We start from the raw sequence: 22,574 nt of genomic DNA on the forward strand, positions 1-22,574 counted from the left end.
AGAAAAAAAATAAATTAAAAACACAAAAAGGGCACGAATGTGCCCTTTAAAATATAATTAAGGTATTTAAACAGAAAAACTTTCTCCGCAGGCGCATGAACGGCTTGCATTGGGATTATTAAAGGCAAATCCCTTACCTGTCAATCCATCGGTAAAGTCCAGTTCCGTACCTGCAAGGTAGAGGAAGGATTTCATATCCAGTGCAATCCTGATTCCCTTGTCTTCAAAAAACTGGTCATCAGATTTTGATTCATTATCGAAATCAATATTATAGGTTAATCCTGAACATCCGCCGCTTTTTACGGAAACGCGCAGGAATTGATCCGGACCTTTATCAGACTCCTGCATCAGATTTTCAATCTTAATTTTTGCTTTATCAGTTATGGTGATCATAGTCTTTCTATTTATTATCGTTATTTAAATGGCAAAACAAATGCCAGTATTCATGAGTTCAATTCCTATATGGTGGTCAAAGTATGGTCTGTTCCATCTTTAAACATTTCCCATTGCGGGGAAAGGCTTCTCAGTTGTGCGACAGCTTTTTGGGTACTCGCTATGGCAAAGTCAATTTCTTCTTCAGTGGTAAAGCGGCCAAGGCCGAAACGTATGGAAGAGTGGGCAAGGTCATCCGTCAGTCCCATACCTTTCAATACATAGGAGGGTTCCAGGGAGGCTGAAGTACAGGCTGAACCTGAAGACACAGCCAGGTCCTTCATGGACATCATCAGGCCTTCTCCTTCCACATGCCGGAAGGAAACATTGCTCACATGCGGTAAGCGCCGTTCAGTATGTCCGTTCACCTTACAGTCCGCTATAGCTGTAAAAGCATGTTCAAGTTTATCCCTTAGCGCTTTAAGCCGGCCTGCTTCCTCCTGCATTTCCAGCCGGCACAATTCACAGGCCTTGCCAAAACCGGCAATGCCCGGGACATTTAGGGTACCGGAACGCATTCCGCGTTCATGTCCGCCTCCGTCCATCTGGGAAGTGATTTTTACCCTGGGGTACTTACGGCGAACATACAGTGCACCTACCCCCTTAGGGCCATACATTTTATGGGCGGTAAAAGCCATCAGGTCTATGCCATCGGTATCCACATTTACAGGGATTTTTCCTACAGCCTGCGTAGCATCAGACATCATCAGGGCTCCATGTTTATGGGCAATGTCTGCAATTTCTTTCACCGGCTGTATTACCCCGGTTTCATTGTTTCCATACATTACCGTCACGAGGATGGTTTGTGGAGTCATCGCAGCTTCCAGTTCAGCAAGGTCAACCAGGCCATCTTCCCCGACAGGAAGATAAGTTACCCTTGCGCCCAGTTTTTCCAGGTGCTTACAGGTATCTAACACAGCCTTATGTTCAGTATTCAGCGTAATGATATGGTTCCCTTTTTCCTGGTACATTTCATATACGCCTTTAATGCCGAGGTTATCGGCTTCAGTCGCACCGGAAGTAAAAATAATCTCCTTGTCTGAGCATCCGATTAATGCGGCCACCTGTTCACGTGCATAATCAACACCTTCTTCAGCAATCCAGCCGAAGGCGTGGTTACGGCTGGCTGCATTGCCGAATTTACTGGTGAAATAAGGCAACATCACTTCAAGTACCCTCGGGTCCATTGGTGTTGTTGCGTTATGGTCAAGATAAACAGGAAATTCCATTGCAGTCTGATTTTGCATATTCAATACAAATATAAAAAAAAAGATGCCCAACAATAGGAGTTGTCAGGTTGATGCTATAATTCTGCGCGGTATTTTTACATTTGTATAACGTATTCAGAGAGGGAACAACAGGTTTTCGGTCCATGGATAAGATAAAGCAGAGTGGAATCGCGGCCCCTGATTTGTACATTCCAAATCTATACATTAAAGAATACAAGAATAATATCATGGAAGATTTAACAGCATTGCGTATCATTATCGGGAAAGACTTCGAGCTGGAAGAGGAAATTCCTGAAGAGATCATCCGTCAGAAAATGGTTCATGCCTTTTCCTGGTTACTGGACAATGACATCTCAAAAATGATGAATATATTGTACCGGGCTGATGTAGATGAAGATAAGTTGAAATCTTTGCTGGTTAGCCGCTCTCAGTTGCCCTCGGCTGAAATAATTGCAGATGAATACATTAGCCGCCAAAAACAAAAAGTGGAAACCAGAAAAAAGTATAGCTCATAATTTTTCATTATTTGTTGTAAATAAAAAATATAATTTGGATATTTGCAACCTTCAAAATAAGCGACAAATAAGAATATATTCATATGAAAAAAGATCTTCACCCATCAAACTATAGATTCGTAGTATTTAAAGATATGTCTAACGAGTACTCTTTTCTAACTAAATCTTGTGTAGATACAAAAGAAACTATCACCTGGGAAGATGGCAACGAGTATCCCCTATATAAATTAGAGATTTCTCACACTTCACACCCTTTTTACACTGGTAAAATGAAATTGGTTGATACAGCAGGTCGTATCGATAAATTCAAAACTCGTTACGCTAAGAAATAATTAGCAGTAAAAAGGAAATTATTTTAAGTCCCGTAGCATTTGCTACGGGACTTTTTTTATTTTTGTCGCCGATGGCTGGATTCTGGTATGAATTTATAGCCTGATTATATAACAAAAACTATTGATGAAAATTAACCTGTTTGATGATCATAGCTGGATGTCGTTGCGTCCGCTCACCTTTACCAGGCCTGTGGCCGATCTGCGGATCGGTATTCTGACCATCGCCGGGAAATGGAACAGGTATTCACATGATATTGCTGGTTATGCGACCACAGGTTATCTATCTGTTAAATATCCGCCCCTGGCAGAGGCAGATACGTTTATCAATGGTGCCATATGTCCGAACCCGGAATTGTTTGCTGCCATTGTTCAGCTCAACAATGGAGAGGTATTAAAAGATAATGACCTGATTATTGCCTTTAAGGCCAGTCCGGCTGAACAGCTGACGCTAGCCCAGGCTGCCCTGCTCAGGCCGGTGGAGTATACCGCTGCCTATACCCATCTCCGTTTTCCGGAAGATATATTTAAATATAATGATACGGAACTCCGTAGCGATTACAGTTTACTGACCGCTGGCAGGACTTCCGCATCCCTGAGTGCTACAAATACCATCCTTGGCGAAAATATTTTTGTTGAAGAGGGCGCTGAGGCCGAATGTTCTACGTTTAATACGTTAACCGGTCCGGTTTACCTGGGGAAAAATGCCCAGGTATGGGAAGGGAGCCATGTGAGGGGATCTTTCGCCCTCGGAGAAAATTCCCAGTTGAAAATGGGGACTAAAGTATACGGGAAAACCACCATCGGACCGTTTAGCAGGGTAGGCGGAGAGATCAATAATGCCATCATCTGGGGCTATTCCTCCAAAGGGCATGAAGGTTATCTGGGGAATGCTGTCATGGGACAATGGTGTAATATCGGTGCCGACAGCAACAACTCCAACCTGAAGAACAATTATGCTGAGGTGAAACTGTGGGATTATGAACGCGAAAGTTTCAGGCCAACAGGGCTGCAGTTCTGCGGACTGATCATGGGCGACCATGCCAAGTGCGGGATCAATACCATGTTCAACACCGGAACGGTAGTAGGGGTTAGTGCCAATGTATTTGGTGCAGGCTATCCGCGAAATTTCGTTCCTGATTTTGCCTGGGGAGGGGCACACCGCTTTGAGGTGTATACGCTCAGCAAAATGTTCGAAACCACGGAAAAGGTATTTGAGAGAAGAGAAATGGAATTTGATGAAATGGAACGGAATATTTTGTCATCAGTTTTTGATTTAACCTCAGTTTATAGACGTTTTTAAAAAGTTTACGTAATTTTAGCACATATATAGGTGTAGTCTTATCACTACAGCACTAACAGATTGATTATGAGAAAGAAAATAGTAGCCGGCAATTGGAAAATGAACACAGATTACGCAGAAGGTATATCTTTGTTTTCAGAAATCGTGAATATAGTAAGAGATGAAAAAAAGGGGGAGCAGATCGCCATTATATGCGCGCCTTATATTCACCTGAACAGCTTAGCGAAACTGGGCGGCGATACTGTTAAAATCGGTGGACAAAACTGTCACCAAAATGAAAGCGGCGCTTATACAGGCGAAATCTCCGCAAAAATGCTGAAGTCAGTAGGCTGTGAGTATGTAATTATCGGCCATTCTGAGCGTCGTCAGTATTTTGCTGAAAGTGATGCCTTATTGGCGGAGAAAACTAAAATCGCCCTGGCGAATGGTTTAACCCCATTATTCTGTATCGGAGAAACTTTAGATGAAAGAAACAACGGTAACTTCTTTGAAATCCTTAAAGGTCAGCTCGAAAACGGTGTTTTTGGTCTTGATGCGGCAGATTTTTCAAAAGTTGTCATTGCCTATGAGCCGGTATGGGCAATAGGAACCGGATTAACGGCTACCTCAGCACAGGCACAGGAAGTACATGAGTTTATCCGTGCGGAAATTGCCGGTCAGTATACGGAAGAAGTGGCTGAAGAAACTTCAATTTTATACGGAGGCAGCTGTAATCCTAAAAATGCAGCAGAACTGTTCGCACAGAAAGATATTGACGGCGGACTGATTGGTGGTGCATCACTTAAATCACGTGATTTCGCAGATATCGTTAAAACATTTAACGCTTAATGCAGTATATCCAGGTAACATTTAGTTTTATTACTATCCAGGAATATCAGCAGGATCTATTGATTAATGATCTTGCTGATATTGGATTTAATACTTTTGAGGATACAGCAAACGGATTCTCAGCTTTCATCGATGAACACTCCTATCACCAGCAGGAGCTTGCAGATCTTCTTGCAGGATATGAAAGCGAATTTCAATACAATTATACCATCACTACCATCGCAGCAGAAAACTGGAATGAGGAATGGGAGAAGAACTTCGAACCCCTTATTGTAGATGATACCTGTTATGTCAGGGCTACATTTCATGAAGCGCAGCCGCAATATGCCTACGAAATAGTGATTGATCCCAAAATGGCATTTGGTACGGGTCACCACCAGACCACCACCATGATGATGCAATACCTGCTGGAAGCAGAGGTTGCAGATAAAGTGGTACTGGACATGGGCTGTGGTACAGGTATTTTAGCCATCCTTGCTGCCAAAAAGGGAGCGAAGGAGTTGATTGCTATAGATAACGACGAAGTGTGTTATTTAAGTGCAATAGAAAATGCAGCATTGAACTCGACAGGGAATGTGACTGCATTATGTGGGGGGAAAGAGGTGATTCCTCAAAAAAATTACGATATTATTCTCGCTAACATCAACAGGAATATCCTGCTGGACCAGATCCCAGTCTATGCGTCAGTACTGAAAGCGGGCGGAACTATTTATTTCAGCGGATTTTATGAGTCGCCCGATCTGGATATAATCAGGACGGCCTGTGAAGAATTTCGGATGAATTATGTTGACCACAAGAAAATTGGCGACTGGGTAGCTGCAAGATTTACAAAAGGGGAGTAAATAAATATTTTTGTTTTATTAGTTGACATGCGTATACATTTTATAGCCATAGGCGGCAGTGCAATGCACAATCTCGCCATCGCCTTACATAAAAAGGGATTTACCGTTACAGGTTCTGATGATGCCATATTTGAGCCTTCGGGCAGCAGACTGGCCAGCCATGGGATACTGCCTGCTGCATTGGGCTGGCATGAGAATGCCATCACCCCCGAACTGGATGCAGTCATCCTGGGGATGCATGCCCTGACAGATAACCCTGAATTGTTAAAGGCGCAGGAGCTGGGTATAAAAATATACTCTTACCCGGAGTATATCTATGAGCAGACAAAAGACAAGCTGCGTGTGGTCATTGGCGGCAGCCACGGTAAAACAACGATTACCTCCATGATCCTCCATGTGCTGAACTATTACCAAAAAGATTTCGATTATCTTGTTGGGGCACAGCTGGAAGGATTCGATACCATGGTTAAAGTAACGGATGCGGCTCCTGTGATCATTATCGAAGGGGATGAATACCTTGCTTCCCCCATCGACAGGAGACCAAAGTTCCATCTTTACAAAGCAAACATTGCCGTGATCAGTGGGGTAGCCTGGGATCACATCAATGTATTTCCTACTTATGAAGATTACCTTAAGCAATTCGACCTGTTTATAGACACGATACAGCCTCAGGGTAAATTAATTTATTGTGAGGCAGATAATGAACTTGTGCGTTTGGTTAACCAAAACGATGCTCCAGTTAAAAGGACACCCTATGCCATGCCAAACCACGAAATTATAGAGGGGGTCACCTATTTGTTACCTGAAAAACGGCCTTTGAAAGTTTTTGGTGACCATAACCTTATGAATTTAAGTGCTGCGAAATTGGTTTGCAGGGAATTAGAAATTGGAGAAGAAGCTTTTAATGTGGCAATAACATCGTTTAAAGGAGCTTCAAGGCGGTTAGAGCTTTTAAATTCAGAAAATAATTCTAATATTTATAAAGATTTTGCCCATTCTCCTTCAAAAGTTACCGCCACAATTGAGGCGGTAAAGTCACAGTTTGAGGAAAGAAAATTAGTGGCATGTGTTGAATTACATACGTTTAGTAGTTTAAATAAAAAATTTTTACTGCAATATCAAAATTCGATGATCCGGGCAGATATTTCTCTCGTATATATAGATGAAAAAACATTTCAACAGAAAAAAGTTGTACCATTCAGCGAGTTAGATGTTCAAACAGCCTTTCAGAGCCCTGGACTGACTTTTTTTAGCGATGCAAAAAAACTGGAGAGTTATTTAAAAAATTTGGATTTACGCAATACCAATTTACTCCTGATGAGTTCCGGGAACTACGGAGGAATAGATCTCGTTAAATTGGCACGCGAGTTGAATACTTAATAAGAACAAAACACACCTAATTAAATAAAAAATGAACATTATCGGTAAAAACATCAGACAGCTCCGTCAGAAAAACGGATGGAGCCAAGGAGAAGTCGCAAAAAGACTTAACATCTCAATCCCTGCTTTCTCTAAAATAGAAACAGGAATTACAGACATTAATATTTCTAGACTAGCTCAAATCGCTAACTTATTTGAAGTTTCAACTATGGACATTATCTCAAAAGAAGGGGAGAACCCACAATCAGTAAATTTCGAAGAGATCAATAATCTGAAAGCGAAACTGTCTCAGCGTGAAGAAGAAATCATCAAGCTTCAGAAGAAGGTGATTGATCTTTACGAAGAAATCAGGGAAAAATAGTTCTCCCATCAGGAGAACTTCTTATGCATAGTCAGGTGCCGCTTTCCAAAAGTGGCACCTGTTGCTTCATGGATAGAGAGCATTTTATCATTAAAATCACCTACCCAGGAAAGCTCCAGTTCATCATATTGGTCTAATGGCAAAACATACTCCTTCAGTTTAATAAACAAAGCCGATTCAAGGCCATGTTTCTGGTAAGCAGATTTCGTTCCCATGACAATCGCCCGCATCCTGTTCACGCCTTTCCACCTCCTGTAAACAAATTTCAGTTTTTCTATCCATCCGAGTTTTCCATTGAAACCTTTGATCATTTGGTTGGCATCAGGTATAATGACGACGAATGAAGCGGGTTCTCCGTTTAAATAAGCGAACCAAATTAGTTTTTCATCCATTATGGTCTGCATCTGTTTGAAACTCTCCTGTAGCGTCTCTTTTTTGATCGGCACAAAGTTCTCAAAATCTTTCCAGCCGTCATTGTAGATTTCCATCAGGTCTTCGACATACTTGTCCGCGTGTTGCTTTGAAAAATGCTCGAAAGTATATCCCGGTTTATTGGCTACCCAGGTCGCAATCTTGGTAAACCTTTCAGGAAAAGGATTCCTTACGGCCAGGTGGTTGGTGATCTGCTGGTAGGAGGTGCTGAAGCCATAGGCTTCGAATAGGGGAAGGTAATAAGGCGGGTTATAGTTCATCCCATAGGATGGGGGTGTAAAACCTTCCACAAGCAGTCCCCAGAATGTGTCATTTTCTCCAAAATTGATGGGGCCGTCCATCGCCTGCATGCCATTTTTAACCAGCCATTCCTTTGCGGTATCAAATAATTTAAAAGCGGCTTCAGGGTTATCGGTACATTCAAAAAAACCGCTTCCTCCGGTAGGCTGTTCGTAATTGTATGCTTTTTTTTCATTGATAAATGCAGCAATCCTTCCGATGAGTTGACCCGAATCATCTTTTAAAATCCAGCGTGTACATTTACCGTGTTTAAAAAATGGGTTTTTACTTTCATCAAATGTTTTCTCAATATCCTGATCCAGCGGACAGATCCAGTTTTCATCGTTTTTATAGATGAGCTGGGGAACTTTTAAAAACTCTTTTTTTGTCTGCGGGTCCTTAACGGGAATTATTTGCATTTAAATGGTTTGGGGTTAAATAAAAAAGCATCTTTTACAAGATGCTCTAAATAGGTTATGTATTCACTAGGTTTAATAGTTGTCGTCGTCATCATCAAAATCATCAAACGTATCCAGATCATCTAATGGAAGATCGAAGTCATCGTCGTCATCGTCATAAGACTTCTTTTTTTCAATGGGGTCGAAAGAATCCTCATCAGTCATATCTCTGTCCTGCGTTTGATCATCTAAAGGAGATTTCTTTAATGGTTTTTTGGGAGTTGTCATGTCTCTAAAATATAGTTGCCAGAAATTTATTGATAAGTTAAAATTATAAAAAATCTTTTTAAACACCAACAAAGCTGTTTTTCGGATTTTTGCCTATTCAAAATTAACATAAAAAGCATTTCAAAAAAAGAACTATTTATAAAATTACTGCGTGTTTTTTCAACATGTTCACGATCAGATCACTAATTTAATTTGTAGCTGTGCCGCAGATTCCCTGGAGGATCATTTTTTGGCCCGAATCTGTATTTATCGGGGTTTATTTGCCTTCTATGGCCATATCTCATCTGAAGGATGGGCAAAAAAAAAGTGGTAAAATGTTAGTTTTACCACTTTTAACACACAAATGAAACCTGAATTGAGATATAGTTTTAGGTTAGGTTAAAAATATCTTTTGTCAATTCTATAAGAACGATTGTACAAACTATTGTTTGTTTTAATATCTATAACAAGTTTAATGCAAATTTGTATTTTATGGAAGTTTACTTAGTAAGTGGTATATATCACTGAGTAAACGGTAAAATGCTATTTAAATGGAACCAAAATAGATATTGTAGTGCCTGATTTTCCGTTCTGAGTGATGTCAATTTGTATAGGATGGGCTTCAATCTGATTGATCAGGTTAATTCTTTCCTGGGTCAGGCTCATGCCCTTGCTGGTATGTCCATCACTTTTGACACGCATTGAATTGTCTATTCCCACGCCATTGTCTATGATTTTAATGAGCAGGGAATGGTTTTCCGTACGGCTGACCAAAATATCGATATGTCCGCTTTCTTCCTGGGGCATCAGGCCGTGCCAGATCGCATTTTCGACATAAGGCTGCAGGAGCATAGAAGGGAGGAGTGTCTCATCCAGATCGATCCCATGGTCTATCTGTATGCTGAAATTGAGTTTTTCGCCGAACCTCTTTTTTTCCAGGTTGAGGTAGAGTGTCAGGTATTCAATTTCCTCTTCCAGGGTAATGAAGCTGCGGGTACAGATATCCAGGTTTTTTCTGATCAGGCGTGCAAAGCCCGTTAGTATTTTATTTGCGGAGGAGGTATCCTTGGTATTGATGTAATGCTGGATGGAGTTCATGACATTGAATACAAAGTGTGGGTTCATCATCGCCTGCAACGCACGCTGTTCCAGCATCAGGATTTTATTTTTGAACAATAGCTGCTGCTGTTCCTTGTTTTTCTGCTGCCGGGTGACGATCACAGCGATTTTATAACAACTGAAGCTGACCATCAACAGCAACAGGATGATAAAATAGGTGGATTGCCAGAAGTGTTCCCGGAGCGTAAAATCTACGCTGACAGGTTTGCTCCAGTCACTGTTTATCGTCTTTGCACACAGTTCGAAGGTATACGCACCCGGTTCGAGGGAAGAGAGTTCAAGTCGCCTGTTCCTGGTTTCTGTCCAGTTGTTTTCAGCTTTTAACCTGTATCTATACAAGATATTCTTGTTTTCAAAGTCGAGTGCGCTATAATAAAACATAATGGTATTGTCAGATGGGCCAAGGCTGAAATTACTGATATGCGGATCCATTACCGTTTTGTTGCAGATAATAGACGAGATCAGCACTTTTGGTGCCTTTTTAATTCCCCTGGCAGAGGAAACCGGGAAATACACCAATCCCTGGTTTGTGGCAAACCATGCCGTGTCCCTGTCAATGTAAAGGTCATTTACATCATTGGTCAATACAGTGCTGGTGTATTCAAATGATTCTATTTTATACGTGGACGCATTGACCTTGTTGATGCCGCTATTGGTGATGACCCAAACCTCATTGTCCCGCACAAATAGTCGTTTACAGATATTGTTGGAAAGACCTTCCTTCAGGGTCAGCTGTTTCAGCAGCGTGTTGTTTTTATAGAAAAGCAGGCCATAACCATCCGTAGCCAGTATGGTCGTCCCGTTTCCAGACTGTATGATGTCATTAATCCTTTTGGTGAGTAAGTTGTGCTGCTGGTAATCTTTATTCAGCCTGTTTCCTCTCAGTTCAGATAATCCGTTGATGTTGGAGAACCATAAATTTCCGGATTGGCCATAGTACACATGGTACGACCTCCCGCTGAAATAGTTGATCCCCTCCTCATAGTCAAATGAGGTAAAAGACAGGCTTCTGAAAGGATTGTTTAAGATCACTACTCCGGAAGAGAGGGATAAGGCAAGGTTGTTGTTAGGGCTTAAACTGAAGCCTTTGAGGACAAAACCAAGATTGTTGGTTTCCTGTAAATAGCTGACGTGCTGATTTTTTTCGCCGTAATTTTTAAGGATACCCAGGCCATTATCAGAAGCAAAGATCAGGGCTTTATATGCCGGGTGATAACTCAGCTGTTTAATGGTCCTGAATTTGGTCTGATCGGGCAGGCTGATTTTATGGACTGCTCCACCAGGATGTTTCAGGCTGTTCAGCATCCCTCCGTCGAGCCCCAGCCAAAGGTTGCCCTGGCTGTCCTTGGTGATGCTTTTCACATGGTTATTGCTTAGGCCGTGTCCGGCATCTGCGATATAGATCCTGTTTTCTTTTTTTGGCAGCATATAGATCCCGTTGGAAGTCGTAAACCACATATTATTACGGTCGTCCCTGATCACCTGGTTCGTTGTGATGCCGTAGAGGTAATGCTGTGTTTTCTTTCCTTCCTGCAGGTGGTAAACACCCGTATTGGTGCTCATCCACAATTCTTTCGTACCTTCTGCATAATAATATCCTGGATTGTCATTTAACAATGCCGGATCAACCTTTAACGTCAGTTTCTGGATATACCCGTTTTTAAAATTCAGTCCGTTTTTATCCAGGAAAGACATGGTATGGTCTGGAAGGTTTAACGCTGTTTTATACGAAATCGGACTGATCCTGTGGTTAACGATCTCAAAATTTTCCCCGTCATACACCCTCAGGCAGTGCGCACTGTAGGCCCAGATCTGGTTCGCCTTGTCTTCGTAGATAAAGGTATTGATATACTGGTGACTATTGCTGGCCGAGCTGTATTTCTTCAGGGATTTACCATCCCATTTGGCCAGGATATTTTTGTTTGTCCCGAACCATATATTGCCCCGGCTGTCTTCAAAAAAGGAAACAATGACACCGCTAAACTTCAGCATTTTCAGCAATTGGTCATTGTGCTCATTGTATATTTTTCCATTGTAAAAATAACTGAGCTGTCCGTTGAGTGCTGAAAACCATATCCTTCCTGCCTTATCTTCATTGAGCTGGATAATCTGGTTGTCCGGCAGTCCGTCGTCAATAGAGAAATTTTCAAACATCTTGCCATCATAGCGGCTTACCCCTGCATCCGAAGCAATCCAGATATAACCATTGCTATCCTGTAAGGTATAATAACAATTATTGCTTGGCAGGCCGTCCCTGGTGGTAAAATGCCTGATAAAGGTTGTCTGCGCAAAAACAAGGCTGCCTGAAAAAAGGAAGGCAGCAAACAGCAGGAACAACTTTCTCCGGAATATGATTTGAGTGTTTACCAATATATGTTGATTATTTATCAGAATTGTTACCTGTATATGATTTCACTTTTTCCATAAAATCACTTACCCTTCTGCGCGATACCGCAATTTTCTCTCCGTTTTTCAGCAGGACTTCCAGGCCATTTTTAAAGTTGAACTCCTTTAAAAAGTTTAAATTGATGATGCTCGACTTATGAATTCTGACAAACTGGGAGTCGGGAAGGAGCTCTTCATACTCTTTTAAAACCCTGGAAACCGTAATTTTTTCTCTTTTTTCGAGGTGAAAAACAGAATAATTACTCGCAGCTTCGATATGTATAATCTCTTCCGTTCCCACCAAAGTTGTCCCCTGGCTATTGGGTAAACTCAGTTTTTTGATCTCTGTTTTTTCGGTTAAACTGAGAGATAAATTTTTCAGACGTTCATTTCTATCCTGTTCATAACCGGCAAAAACAATGAATTTTGAGGCCTTTTCTACGGTCTCTTTCAGCTCGTCAATATCAATGGGTTTCAATAAATAATCGAGCGCACTGGCCTTGATTGCTTTGAGTGCATATTGGTCAAAAGCAGTGGTAAACACCACCTGGGAGTTGTTTGCACGCGCATCAGGAATCAGTTCAAAGCCATTTTTTCCGGGCATGGCAATGTCCAGGAAAATAAGGTCTACATCATATTTCAGCAGCAAATTGCGGGCCTCATCAACAGATTTTGCAATTCCACAGATATGCACATTTTCACAGTTTTCCTGCAAGAGAAAATATAAGGAAGAACGCGCAAATTCTTCGTCATCAACGATTATCACATTTAGCACTGGCGTATTTTTATGAAGGTGAATTTATTAAAAAAATAGGGGAGTTGAGAATTTTTCTTGGCTCCATTAAAATCCGGATCATTTTTTCCCCCGTATGTCACAGTATAATCAGGAGATAGAAATTTACTGAACCACGACATATCCTATAATCATCAATAACTATGAAAAACTTACAAGAAGAAGAGCAAGTCATGCTGCAAAATGAAAGCGGCATTTTCACTGCACCCTTGCAACGCAGATCCTTCCTGCAGTATGCCGGTGCCGGAGCAGCCGGTATTGCATTGGTAGCTGCAGGTTGCAAAAAAGACAAAGACTATGTGGGTTCAGGGGTAAACCTCGGATCGGGTGATATCGGGATATTAAATTATGCCTATGCCTTAGAACAATTGGAAGCTGCGTTTTATACCGCAGTGGTACAAAGTCAGTATGAATTGATTACTGCAAATGAACTTGCCTTGTTAACAGATATCCGTGACCATGAGCTGGCACACCGTGAATTTTTCAAGAAAGCTTTAGGTACCGCAGCTATTCCTGCACTGGAAGTAGATTTTACGTCTATCAATTTCCGTTCAAGAATAGATGTACTGGGAACAGCAAAAGTGTTTGAAGACCTTGGTGTAGCTGCCTACAATGGTGCAGGGAAACTGATCAAATCGGCAGATTATCTGTTGCTTGCAGGTAAAATCGTTTCTGTAGAGGCCAGGCACGCTGCTTTAATCCGCGACCTTATTTCCAACGGTACCTTTGCCGATTCCACAGTGGTGGATGCGAACGGGTTGGATGTGGCATTTCCACCAGCAAAAGTACTGGGAATGGCGCAATCTTTCCTGAAAACCTCAATTATCGGATCAAACTTACCATCATAATTATACAGTCATGAATATCATAAATATATTAGAAGAAATTGAAAAAGTAGATGGTGAAGTGTATGAACGCTTGAGTCCACGCAGAGCTGCAATGAAACAATTTTACAACATCGGTTCAAAGGTAGCCGTAGTTGCAGCACCACTTGCCATGGGAACCATGTTCAAAAAAGCATATGCCCAGACCTCAACTGTTGCAGTGGAAGATGTATTGAACTTTGCCCTGACACTGGAATACCTTGAATATTATTTTTACCAGACTGCTGTAGCCACATCAGGACTGATCCCGGCAGGTACACCGGCTGTTGCGGCGCTGACCAATATCCGTGACCATGAATTGGCGCACGTCAATTTATTGAAAGGTGCCATTACCGGTTTAGGTAAAACGCCGGTATCTTTTGTCGCGGCTGATTTTGATTATACTGCGGGTGGTGCTTTTTCAACTGTATTCTCTGATTACAAAACATTACTTGCCGTAGCACAGGCTTTTGAAGATACCGGGGTAAGAGCATATAAGGGTCAGGCCGGTAACCTGCTGGCTACACCAAGCGTGTTGCAGACTGCCTTACAGATTCACTCTGTAGAAGCACGTCATGCTTCACACATCCGCCAGATGCGTAAGGCACCTGCAGGCGGTGGTGTTACGGCATTAAAACCATGGATTACCGGTGCAAATGACAGTGGTGTTCCAGCAGTTGATCCGGTTTATGCGGGGGAAGATAATGTTACACAAGGAGGCGTAAGTATTACAAGTTTGGGTGTATCTTTAAATGCGGCAACAGAATCATTTGACGAACCATTAACCATGGCTCAGGTCAATGCGATTGCCAGTTTATTTATCAGATAGAACATATTAGTTAGTGTAGGTTTATAATGTGGGGAAGAGACGGCGGTACTCTTCCCCTTTTTTCATTTTATACCTTTAGCTATCTAGTAGGTAATTACCTGTTCTTCCAGGTGTGATGGCAGGTCCCGGTAATTGTATTGCTGTCCTCTTAACTGAGGTTCAAATCCTGCTTCCCTGATTGCCTGCTGAATGCCGTTTGCAGTAAACCGGTGCGGTGCTCCGGCAGCAGATACCACATTTTCCTCAATCATGATCGATCCGAAATCATTTGCTCCGGCATGTAAACACAGCTGCGCAATGCTTTTTCCTACGGTAAGCCACGAAGCCTGTATGTTTTTAATATTTGGCAGCATAATCCTGCTCAAGGCAAGCATCCTGATATATTCATCACCTGAAACATCATTGGTGATCCCGCGTAGACGCTTCAATAAGGTACCATCATCCTGGAATGGCCATGGAATGAAAGCCAGAAATCCTTTGGCATGTTCAGGTTTTTCACTTTGTACTTCGCGGATCCATACCAGGTGCTCAAAGCGCTCTTCGATGGTTTCCACGTGACCAAACATCATTGTCGCTGAGGTGGTCATGTCGAGCTGGTGAGCTGCACGCATCACGTCCAGCCACTCTTGTCCGCCACACTTACCTTTAGAAATCAGGCGGCGTACCCTGTCGTTTAATATTTCGGCACCCGCACCAGGCAATGAATCCATCCCTGCATTTTTCAATGCACTTAACACTTCAGTATGTGAAATCTTTTCCAGTTTGGCCACATGGGCAATCTCCGGTGGACCTAAAGCATGGAGCTTTAAATCAGGATAAAGTTCTTTGAGTTTCTTAAACAGGTCTGCATAGAATTTCAATCCCAGGTCGGGATGGTGACCGCCCTGTAGCAGTAACTGGTCGCCCCCAAGACGGAAAGTTTCTTCTATTTTAACTTTATAAGTTTCTATATCGGTAATGTAGCTTTCATCGTGTCCCGGCCTTCTAAAAAAGTTACAGAATTTACAGTTGGCAATACACACATTTGTGGTATTCACATTCCGGTCAATCTGCCAGGTCACTTTGCCACTGGGAACCTGCTTCTTCCTTAACTCATTTGCTACAAAAGCCAGGTCGGCAGTAGCAGCATTATGGTATAAAAAAACACCTTCTTCTTTGGTTAGAAAATCGAATTTTAAGGCTCTTTGAAGTAGTTCGGCAGTATTCATGGCACAAATATACCATAAGTTATGATGTTTTTTGTTCATGCGATTATCACATTTGGCCGAAATGGGTACTCCTTCAAGAAAAGGTTGTGGTTATACCGATAACCTTAGAAAAATATATCTGTCATATCGGGTCAAATGTCTCATCGACTTCTTTTGAATTGTTGAAAATTAAACATCACATTTAGCTTTGATCATTATTGTTATATTTGGCAGAATTTAATTTTATTTATGGTAGATTTTAATCGTTTTACATTAGCAAACGGATTGCGTGTTTTAGTGCACGAAGACGATACGACACCGATGGCGGTGTTGAATATCCTTTACGATGTAGGAGCAAGAGATGAAGAACAGGATAAAACAGGCTTTGCCCACCTCTTTGAACATTTAATGTTTGGAGGTTCGGTAAATATTCCCAGTTATGACGAGCCTTTACAAAGGGTAGGAGGGGAAAATAATGCCTTCACCAGCAATGATATTACCAACTATTATATCACTTTACCGGCAACCAATATAGAAACCGCTTTCTGGCTGGAAAGCGACAGGATGTTAAGCCTTGCCTTTTCAGAGAAAAGCCTGGAAACACAACGGAATGTCGTTTGTGAAGAGTTTAAACAACGCTATTTAAATCAGCCTTATGGAGATGTATGGTTGAAACTCAGACCACTCGCCTATAAAAAACATCCATACCAGTGGCCAACCATTGGCCAGGATCTGGCGCAGATTGAAAATGCTTCGATGGAAGATGTAAAAGCATTCTTCAAAAAACACTACAATCCGCAGAATGCGATCATGGTAGTGGGTGGGAATGTGAAAACGGAAGACATTAAAACACTTGCAGAGAAGTGGTTCGGACCAATTCCTGCCGGGGATAAATACCTGCGCGATTTACCTCAGGAACCTGAACAGACAGAAGAACGAAAAGAAACGGTTACTGCCGATGTCCCACTGAATGCCTTTTACATGGCCTTTAAAATGCCAGGCAGAAAGGATGAAAATTTTCAGGCTTATGATTTATTGGCCGATATTTTATCCCAGGGACATTCTTCCCGTTTGTATGATACCCTGTTGAAGGAAAAACAACTGTTCAGTGATATCCATGCTTACATTACAAGCAGCATTGATGCTGGATTGTTCCTTGTGGAAGGGAAACTTGTGGAAGGCGTTGCTGTGGAAACTGCTGAAGCGGCTGTCTGGGAAGAATTGGATAAGATCGTTTCCGAGAAAGTGACAGCGACAGAATTGACTAAAGTCAAAAACAAATCCGAATCGATTATGGTTTTTGCAGAGATGAGCCTGCTGGATAAAGCCATGAATCTCGCCTATTATGAGCTCCTTGGTGATGCCGCCAGTCTAAACACAGAAATAAACAAATATCTAGCAGTTACAGCTGAAAAAATTCAGCAGGCTGCACAGCAGACTTTTGTGAGACAACAATGTTCAACTTTATATTATTTAACTGCTAAAAATGCTTGATCGTACACTTGTGCCTGAGTCAAAACAGGTAAATGATATTAGTTTTATATCCCCCAAAAAACAGGAATTGGATAATGGTATTCAGGTTTTTACCATCAATGCGGGAAAACAGGAACTTGTCCGTATAGAATTTGTATTTGAAAATGTAAACTGGGATGTATCCAAACCCTTACAGGCCATCGGTGTGAGCCACCTGATCAATAACGGGACGAAAACCCTCAGTGCCAAAGAAATTGCGGATCAGGTGGATTATTATGGTGCCTTTTTGCAGACTGATTATGGGGCCGACCAATCCACTGTGAAGCTGTATACACTAAATAAACACCTGGCTACTGTATTGCCCCTGGTCTGGTCTATTCTCAATGAAAGTGTATTTCCGGAGCATGAACTGGATATTTTTAAACAAAACCAGCAACAGTCGTTAAAGGTGAGCCTGCAAAAGAATGACTTCCTGGCCAGGAAAAATTTCGCCCACGCCATTTTTGGCCGTTCACCTTATGGTTCCAAGATTGAAATGGAAGATTACCAGGCGATGAACAGGGAAGACCTTGCAGAATATTTCAGTGCGGCCTACAAACCGGAGAACTGTACCATATTTGTTGCCGGAAAGTTTGAAGACAAGGAATACGCCATCTTAAATGATATTTTTGGACAACAATGGCACAACCAGAAAGCTGCTGTAGCCAACAAGTTTGAATTCAGTGCTGCTGCACCTGGTGAGATCTTTATTGAAAAACCGGATGCGATCCAGTCGGCCATCAGGATGGGGGTATTGGGGATCAACAGAAAACATGCTGATTTCCCCGGTTTCCAGGTGTTAAACTGTCTGCTGGGCGGTTATTTTGGCTCCCGTTTAATGGCAAACATTCGTGAAGACAAAGGGTATACCTATGGTATCGGTTCTGCAGTGGTTTCTATGAAAGATGCAGGATATTTCTTTATTGCTACAGAAGTAGGGGCAGATGTATGCGCCAATGCCCTGGTGGAAATAGAAAAGGAAATTACGCTGTTGAAGGAAATCCCTGTTGAGGCTGAAGAACTTGACCTGGTGAGGAATTACATGTTGGGATCCATGCTGGGCAGTCTGGAGAATGCGTTCTCCCATGCAGATAAGTTCAAAAATATCTATTTCTCGGGATTGGATTACAGCTATTACGATAACTATATCCGTACGGTGAAAACCATTACTGCCGGAGAGTTAAAATCGCTGGCAAATAAATACCTGGACACGACTACTTTCACCAAAGTAGTCGCAGGTAAAAAATAAGGGCCTATCCTGGCTAATTTACTTTAGCCAGGATCGCTTTTTGTTTGTCAGCCAGATAGATCTTTTTATAAAAATCAACCAGGTCCTGATATTTTTCTGGTGGATACTGTTTGCTGTTCATCATCTGGCTGCGTGTATATACCAGGGCATTGTCTTTTATAACTACTTTAGCCGTATACTTCCCGAATTCTGATTCCAGGATAATGTCTTTGGGTAAATACTCAGCCTTATATCCCTGTGGCAGTGTATAGGTAATCTGATCGGTGTCTTCATACCCGTATGGCACTGCAAAAGATGTTTTGCGGTTTTCTATTTTTCTGGGTACACTCTCTCTTCTGTTCAGCAGGTTTAAAGTCAGAAAAAGCTTTTCCCCGCCCTGGCTCATCATTTGCGTACTTTTTAATTCAATTTTTTCTTCTATAAGCGGTTTGGTCTTATCTGGCTGCGTATAACTTGCGGAAGAGATATCCATATTGGGAATCCCCAGGCTATTCATCAACCGTTTCCTTTGGTCGGTAGGTTCAATCAGCATCATGCCCAGGTTATCCTCGTACTGGGAGGCTCCATAAAGGGTAGTGATACGGATAGCGGCCGATCCTTCCGGTGTGAGCGCCACACTGGTGGTACGGTTCTGAAAGTTATCCTGTGGCTTGTACACGGGGGACTTCACGAGTTTACCTCCGCCTTCGGTTATCAGCAATACGTTTCTTCCCGAATTGTCATTGCCGATATATCCCATTGGTTTGTATTGGCTGGTACATTCCAGCCAGGTCGTGTCTTTTCCCAGGGGGACACATAAAATAGCATGGTTAGACTGTCCGAAACTTGCATAATCGGGGAGCATAGAAGGCATGCCGGAACCTAAGATGACGATATCTGATTTGATACCGGCTTCTTTAAGGAGCACCATCATATAATTGGACAAGGCCTTGCAATCGCCATAGTTTACGGAAGCTACCTTTTCCGCAGCAATGGGCCTCAATCCCCCGATTCCCAGTTGTACACCGACATACCTGGTATTGGATTGCAGGTACTGATACAATATAGCGATCTTTTCCTTATCCGTTTTCGCCCCGGCGATCAGTCCTTTGACAATGCCTTTAGTGTTTTCCGGAATAGTTTGTCCATCGGTGGTCAGCTGATACAGCCAGGTGCCTAAATTTTTCCAGCTTTCCATGTTACCGGCGAAATGGTCATACTCAAATTTGACCGGTGAAGCCTTCACCCAGGGGGTTACTTCCGAAAGGCCTATGCTCATTTGCTCATGTTCCACCGATGGGAAGTTGGTGCATGACCAGTTATAGATCAGGTTATTGTTGACCACTGAAGAATCTGTTTTTAAACCTTTGCTTTTTAAAGACTTGAAAGAGATGGTTTTGGGTAGCTGCAGAATGAAAACAGATTTTTCTATGGCCGTATCATAATACCGTACCGGAACCCAGTAAGGAAAACCAAGATAGCCGTTGTAATCTCTTTCATAACTGTATTCAATCGTATATGGATAATTTGAATTTAAAAATTCAAGCTCTTTGATCCTGTTGTCATCGAATAAAGTTCCTGAACTCACCATGCTGCGGTCTTTAAAGTCGGATGACTTATACGTTTTAATTTTAAGTCCTTTGGCATCATACATGGTTGCTTTCAGGTTATACACATTAGTAAATTTATCATAATAGGCTGACATTTGGGACAGGCCATCGGCATTTTTGCTGAGGATGGTAACTGCAGTTTTATACGTCTCTGTAGCCGAGCTTACACTTTTAACGACAACATTCATTTGTTCATGACGTACTACTGCCGTTGAATTTTTTAGCAGCTCTGCAGGGATTTTTGCCACATCATAATTTTCCTGTGCCTGTGTGGAAGATAGCAGGGTAAGGCTCAGTAACCCTATTAACGGATATAGATTTAATTTCATGATTTCTTGAATACAACTTGTTCTGACTGCTTGCGCACAATATTTTTAAACAGTTCTTTGAGGTTATAGTACTCTTCCGCTGTGAAAGTCGATTTGGACAGGGTAATCTTGCTCAGGATAGAGAGCCTGTGTTCTTCCCGGGCAAATAAGATCGTAAATGATCCGGCTCCTTCAGGCAGGGAGAATTTCTCACTTTTCGGAAGTTTATCCAGTTCATAGTTTTCAGGATATTCAATTACTATCCTGTAATTTTCTTCATTTGGATAGGCAAAATCTACCGGGAACTTCCGGTCTTCCAGGTTGAAGGGATTTTCCTTCGTCCGTTCAAACAACAACGGCATGAAATACGAAAGGTTCCCTGCATCTTCTATATGGTCTTCAATAACGACATCCATACTTTCTTCCAGTGCATCGGCAGGATTATCCAGGTTATTGATTTTATAATTGCTGATTTCCATTCCGGGTTTATCAGTTTTATAGGCTTTGAGATACTCCTGTTCAGTTGCGGAGGACTGGTAACTGTTCCGCTGCCTCAATCCCGCATAATTATTGGAGGAAAGGAACAATGTGCCCGATAATTTGTTTTCTGTATCCAGTTTCAGGTTATAAAAAATACTGCTTCTGCTCAGGTTTTTATTTTCTGTAGAGATCCATTCTGCAGTCTTATCGCTTAAATTCACCTTTAATCCTGCATGATTTAAACTCTGATAGCTAACGAGGTTGCTCACATGATTTTTATCTGTGGCATCGAGAAGGTATTTTGTACTGTCAATTTCCACTTCCACGATCAGGTTATTGAATTTATTGGCCATTGGATAACCAGGATGTGCACCATTGCCCCTGGTACTTAACAATACAGGATAGCTGGAGATCCCTGTCTCCTGCAGCAAGCTGTATAACAACAGATTGATCTCTGAAGAATTCCCTGATTTTTTCTCCATCACAGATTTTTGAGTCGTTGCTTTTGTATAATCATTGTATTTGCCATCCCATTTGATCGTATTCTTCACATAATTAAAAATCAGGTTCATTTTTTTTGTGGCATCGGTTTCACTATTCAGGATCCCGGCAAGAAATCCTTTCGGATAGTTGTTTTTCCTGATATACCCTCCAAAATGTTCATGTTCCATTAATTCGGTGATGATTTTCGGCCAGGAAGAGGTATAATCCTTATATCCGGAATTTGGAAATTGCTCTGAGGTTAATTCAAATCCTATTCTGCTGATATAATCATCAAGTGTGGTGATGAACCTTTCCTCTTTAATCGCCGGGATGTTCTCTGCATAGTACTGGCTTCGTATGGCATTGGCCTGCACTGTTCCTCCATTGGAGGTGCTTGATGAAGATACATACAGGCTCTGATTCACATTGACCTGTGGCGCCTGGTTGATGGGGATATAGCCTCCGGCATTGATCTTATAGCGGTAATACTGCGGGATGGTAATGGTAAATGAAGAGTACCGGCATGGGTATGAACCCTGGAAATACCAGTCATCTAAAGTAAAATAGAAGTCAGATTTAGTCTTGTAACTGAATTCGATCACAGATCCTTCTTTCACATTCGGCAGTGTGAATTTTTTTGTCGTGTAATTCTTATCGGCTTCACTGCTAAATTTGGCATCCTTTTGCATTTTGCTGACAATAATTTTGTTATCTGCAAGATTATAGGTAGCCCCATTAAAGAATTCTAATTTTTGCTGGCCACCACTGTTGTTGTGGTAGAGGTATATTTCCTTATCTGCTAAATCGTATGCGTTTTTATTGATGATTTTATAGCGGGTATGCCTTTCGAAAACATAAACGAAGCCACCTGAAGGCGAGAGCTCGAAGGAACCTTTCCCAATATCGAATATTTTTACTGCTGCTGCGGCTGAATCCTGTTCTGATCCTTTGATTTCGAACTCTTTAAGTTCTACTTTTCCATATTTAAATTGTGGTAATTCCGATTTTTCTTTTTGGGCTAAAACACTGTTGCTGATAAAAAAAACGGATAAAATAAGAGAGAGAATGCGGCATTTCATGAAACTGTTTTAGAAGAGCAATATTAATAATAATTTCTTTTTTAAAAACTCTTTTAAAAAATTCTTTATTGTCACTAAACTCACATTTTAAAGCCCTGTACAT

The 22,574-nt window shown here is 41.7% G+C and carries 20 protein-coding genes; 11 read left to right on the top strand and 9 right to left on the bottom strand.

Annotated features, from left to right (window positions below):
• Positions 1 to 66: 66 nt before the first annotated feature.
• Both ACSBL2_RS07295 and ACSBL2_RS07300 read right to left on the bottom strand, forming a co-directional pair.
• Positions 67 to 393, bottom strand: coding sequence for a HesB/IscA family protein (locus ACSBL2_RS07295; RefSeq protein ID WP_442591021.1), 327 nt, complete (start codon positions 391 to 393; stop codon positions 67 to 69).
• 65 nt (positions 394 to 458) lie between these two features.
• Positions 459 to 1,661, bottom strand: coding sequence for an IscS subfamily cysteine desulfurase (locus ACSBL2_RS07300; protein WP_442592226.1), 1,203 nt, complete (start codon positions 1,659 to 1,661; stop codon positions 459 to 461).
• Positions 1,662 to 1,804: 143 nt separating this feature from the next.
• Between ACSBL2_RS07300 and ACSBL2_RS07305 the strand changes: the two genes are divergently transcribed.
• The 7 genes from ACSBL2_RS07305 (at position 1,805) to ACSBL2_RS07335 (ending at position 7,219) form a co-directional block, all read left to right on the top strand.
• The gene (locus tag ACSBL2_RS07305; RefSeq protein WP_442591022.1) at positions 1,805 to 2,176 is read left to right on the top strand and encodes a hypothetical protein; all 372 of its coding nucleotides are present in this window, start codon (positions 1,805 to 1,807) and stop codon (positions 2,174 to 2,176) included.
• Positions 2,177 to 2,259: 83 nt separating this feature from the next.
• Positions 2,260 to 2,508, top strand: coding sequence for a type B 50S ribosomal protein L31 (locus tag ACSBL2_RS07310; protein WP_090786193.1), 249 nt, complete (start codon positions 2,260 to 2,262; stop codon positions 2,506 to 2,508).
• 124 nt (positions 2,509 to 2,632) lie between these two features.
• Complete coding sequence (locus tag ACSBL2_RS07315; RefSeq protein ID WP_442591023.1) at positions 2,633 to 3,808, top strand: putative sugar nucleotidyl transferase; 1,176 nt, start codon at positions 2,633 to 2,635, stop codon at positions 3,806 to 3,808.
• 66 nt (positions 3,809 to 3,874) lie between these two features.
• The gene (gene tpiA / locus ACSBL2_RS07320) at positions 3,875 to 4,636 is read left to right on the top strand and encodes a triose-phosphate isomerase (protein WP_442591024.1); all 762 of its coding nucleotides are present in this window, start codon (positions 3,875 to 3,877) and stop codon (positions 4,634 to 4,636) included.
• Positions 4,636 to 5,478, top strand: coding sequence for a 50S ribosomal protein L11 methyltransferase (gene prmA, locus ACSBL2_RS07325; RefSeq protein WP_442591025.1), 843 nt, complete (start codon positions 4,636 to 4,638; stop codon positions 5,476 to 5,478). The genes tpiA and prmA overlap by 1 nt, the downstream gene beginning before the upstream one ends.
• A gap of 27 nt (positions 5,479 to 5,505) precedes the next feature.
• On the top strand, positions 5,506 to 6,858 hold the full coding sequence (locus ACSBL2_RS07330) for a UDP-N-acetylmuramate--L-alanine ligase (protein WP_442591026.1): 1,353 nt from the start codon (positions 5,506 to 5,508) through the stop codon (positions 6,856 to 6,858).
• A 31-nt stretch (positions 6,859 to 6,889) separates the two neighbouring features.
• Positions 6,890 to 7,219 (top strand): helix-turn-helix domain-containing protein, encoded by a 330-nt coding sequence (locus ACSBL2_RS07335; protein WP_442591027.1) that lies wholly within the window; start codon positions 6,890 to 6,892, stop codon positions 7,217 to 7,219.
• A gap of 8 nt (positions 7,220 to 7,227) precedes the next feature.
• On the opposite strand, the gene ACSBL2_RS07340 is transcribed toward ACSBL2_RS07335, so the two are convergent.
• From ACSBL2_RS07340 to ACSBL2_RS07355, 4 genes are all read right to left on the bottom strand, one after another.
• Positions 7,228 to 8,349, bottom strand: a complete 1,122-nt coding sequence (locus ACSBL2_RS07340; protein WP_442591028.1) for a GNAT family N-acetyltransferase — start codon at positions 8,347 to 8,349, stop codon at positions 7,228 to 7,230.
• 72 nt (positions 8,350 to 8,421) lie between these two features.
• Positions 8,422 to 8,616: a hypothetical protein gene (locus ACSBL2_RS07345; protein ID WP_442591029.1), complete on the bottom strand. Its 195-nt coding sequence runs from the start codon at positions 8,614 to 8,616 to the stop codon at positions 8,422 to 8,424.
• A gap of 522 nt (positions 8,617 to 9,138) precedes the next feature.
• Entirely contained in the window at positions 9,139 to 12,084 is a 2,946-nt protein-coding gene (locus tag ACSBL2_RS07350; RefSeq protein ID WP_442591030.1) for a two-component regulator propeller domain-containing protein, read from the bottom strand.
• A 10-nt stretch (positions 12,085 to 12,094) separates the two neighbouring features.
• Positions 12,095 to 12,874 (bottom strand): LytR/AlgR family response regulator transcription factor, encoded by a 780-nt coding sequence (locus tag ACSBL2_RS07355; RefSeq protein ID WP_442591031.1) that lies wholly within the window; start codon positions 12,872 to 12,874, stop codon positions 12,095 to 12,097.
• A 161-nt stretch (positions 12,875 to 13,035) separates the two neighbouring features.
• Between ACSBL2_RS07355 and ACSBL2_RS07360 the strand changes: the two genes are divergently transcribed.
• Together ACSBL2_RS07360 and ACSBL2_RS07365 are read left to right on the top strand one after the other, a co-directional pair.
• On the top strand, positions 13,036 to 13,740 hold the full coding sequence (locus ACSBL2_RS07360) for a ferritin-like domain-containing protein (protein ID WP_442591032.1): 705 nt from the start codon (positions 13,036 to 13,038) through the stop codon (positions 13,738 to 13,740).
• Between the two features lie 10 nt (positions 13,741 to 13,750).
• Positions 13,751 to 14,584 (top strand): ferritin-like domain-containing protein, encoded by an 834-nt coding sequence (locus ACSBL2_RS07365; RefSeq protein WP_442591033.1) that lies wholly within the window; start codon positions 13,751 to 13,753, stop codon positions 14,582 to 14,584.
• A gap of 83 nt (positions 14,585 to 14,667) precedes the next feature.
• On the opposite strand, the gene mqnC is transcribed toward ACSBL2_RS07365, so the two are convergent.
• On the bottom strand, positions 14,668 to 15,792 hold the full coding sequence (gene mqnC / locus ACSBL2_RS07370) for a cyclic dehypoxanthinyl futalosine synthase (protein ID WP_442592227.1): 1,125 nt from the start codon (positions 15,790 to 15,792) through the stop codon (positions 14,668 to 14,670).
• Between the two features lie 228 nt (positions 15,793 to 16,020).
• Between mqnC and ACSBL2_RS07375 the strand changes: the two genes are divergently transcribed.
• Both ACSBL2_RS07375 and ACSBL2_RS07380 read left to right on the top strand, forming a co-directional pair.
• Entirely contained in the window at positions 16,021 to 17,265 is a 1,245-nt protein-coding gene (locus ACSBL2_RS07375; protein ID WP_442591034.1) for a M16 family metallopeptidase, read from the top strand.
• Positions 17,258 to 18,532, top strand: a complete 1,275-nt coding sequence (locus tag ACSBL2_RS07380; RefSeq protein ID WP_442591035.1) for a M16 family metallopeptidase — start codon at positions 17,258 to 17,260, stop codon at positions 18,530 to 18,532. Before ACSBL2_RS07375 ends, ACSBL2_RS07380 begins: the two co-directional genes overlap by 8 nt.
• Before the next feature lie 13 nt (positions 18,533 to 18,545).
• Here ACSBL2_RS07380 and ACSBL2_RS07385 read toward each other — a convergent pair whose 3' ends face one another.
• Positions 18,546 to 20,450, bottom strand: coding sequence for a DUF3857 domain-containing protein (locus ACSBL2_RS07385; protein WP_442591036.1), 1,905 nt, complete (start codon positions 20,448 to 20,450; stop codon positions 18,546 to 18,548).
• Positions 20,447 to 22,471, bottom strand: a complete 2,025-nt coding sequence (locus ACSBL2_RS07390; protein ID WP_442591037.1) for a DUF3858 domain-containing protein — start codon at positions 22,469 to 22,471, stop codon at positions 20,447 to 20,449. Before ACSBL2_RS07390 ends, ACSBL2_RS07385 begins: the two co-directional genes overlap by 4 nt.
• Positions 22,472 to 22,574: the final 103 nt, after the last annotated feature.

It is taken from the genome of Pedobacter sp. AW31-3R, from assembly GCF_052180285.1.
GTDB lineage: Bacteria > Bacteroidota > Bacteroidia > Sphingobacteriales > Sphingobacteriaceae > Pedobacter.

Coding starts and splice junctions, on each gene's coding strand:
- ACSBL2_RS07295 (WP_442591021.1), bottom strand. CDS start 393: ATGATCACCATAACTGATAAAGCAAAAATTAAGATTGAAAATCTGATG.
- ACSBL2_RS07300 (WP_442592226.1), bottom strand. CDS start 1,661: ATGGAATTTCCTGTTTATCTTGACCATAACGCAACAACACCAATGGAC.
- ACSBL2_RS07305 (WP_442591022.1), top strand. CDS start 1,805: ATGGATAAGATAAAGCAGAGTGGAATCGCGGCCCCTGATTTGTACATT.
- ACSBL2_RS07310 (WP_090786193.1), top strand. CDS start 2,260: ATGAAAAAAGATCTTCACCCATCAAACTATAGATTCGTAGTATTTAAA.
- ACSBL2_RS07315 (WP_442591023.1), top strand. CDS start 2,633: ATGAAAATTAACCTGTTTGATGATCATAGCTGGATGTCGTTGCGTCCG.
- tpiA (WP_442591024.1), top strand. CDS start 3,875: ATGAGAAAGAAAATAGTAGCCGGCAATTGGAAAATGAACACAGATTAC.
- prmA (WP_442591025.1), top strand. CDS start 4,636: ATGCAGTATATCCAGGTAACATTTAGTTTTATTACTATCCAGGAATAT.
- ACSBL2_RS07330 (WP_442591026.1), top strand. CDS start 5,506: ATGCGTATACATTTTATAGCCATAGGCGGCAGTGCAATGCACAATCTC.
- ACSBL2_RS07335 (WP_442591027.1), top strand. CDS start 6,890: ATGAACATTATCGGTAAAAACATCAGACAGCTCCGTCAGAAAAACGGA.
- ACSBL2_RS07340 (WP_442591028.1), bottom strand. CDS start 8,349: ATGCAAATAATTCCCGTTAAGGACCCGCAGACAAAAAAAGAGTTTTTA.
- ACSBL2_RS07345 (WP_442591029.1), bottom strand. CDS start 8,616: ATGACAACTCCCAAAAAACCATTAAAGAAATCTCCTTTAGATGATCAA.
- ACSBL2_RS07360 (WP_442591032.1), top strand. CDS start 13,036: ATGAAAAACTTACAAGAAGAAGAGCAAGTCATGCTGCAAAATGAAAGC.
- ACSBL2_RS07365 (WP_442591033.1), top strand. CDS start 13,751: ATGAATATCATAAATATATTAGAAGAAATTGAAAAAGTAGATGGTGAA.
- mqnC (WP_442592227.1), bottom strand. CDS start 15,792: ATGAATACTGCCGAACTACTTCAAAGAGCCTTAAAATTCGATTTTCTA.
- ACSBL2_RS07375 (WP_442591034.1), top strand. CDS start 16,021: ATGGTAGATTTTAATCGTTTTACATTAGCAAACGGATTGCGTGTTTTA.
- ACSBL2_RS07380 (WP_442591035.1), top strand. CDS start 17,258: ATGCTTGATCGTACACTTGTGCCTGAGTCAAAACAGGTAAATGATATT.
- ACSBL2_RS07385 (WP_442591036.1), bottom strand. CDS start 20,450: ATGAAATTAAATCTATATCCGTTAATAGGGTTACTGAGCCTTACCCTG.
- ACSBL2_RS07390 (WP_442591037.1), bottom strand. CDS start 22,471: ATGAAATGCCGCATTCTCTCTCTTATTTTATCCGTTTTTTTTATCAGC.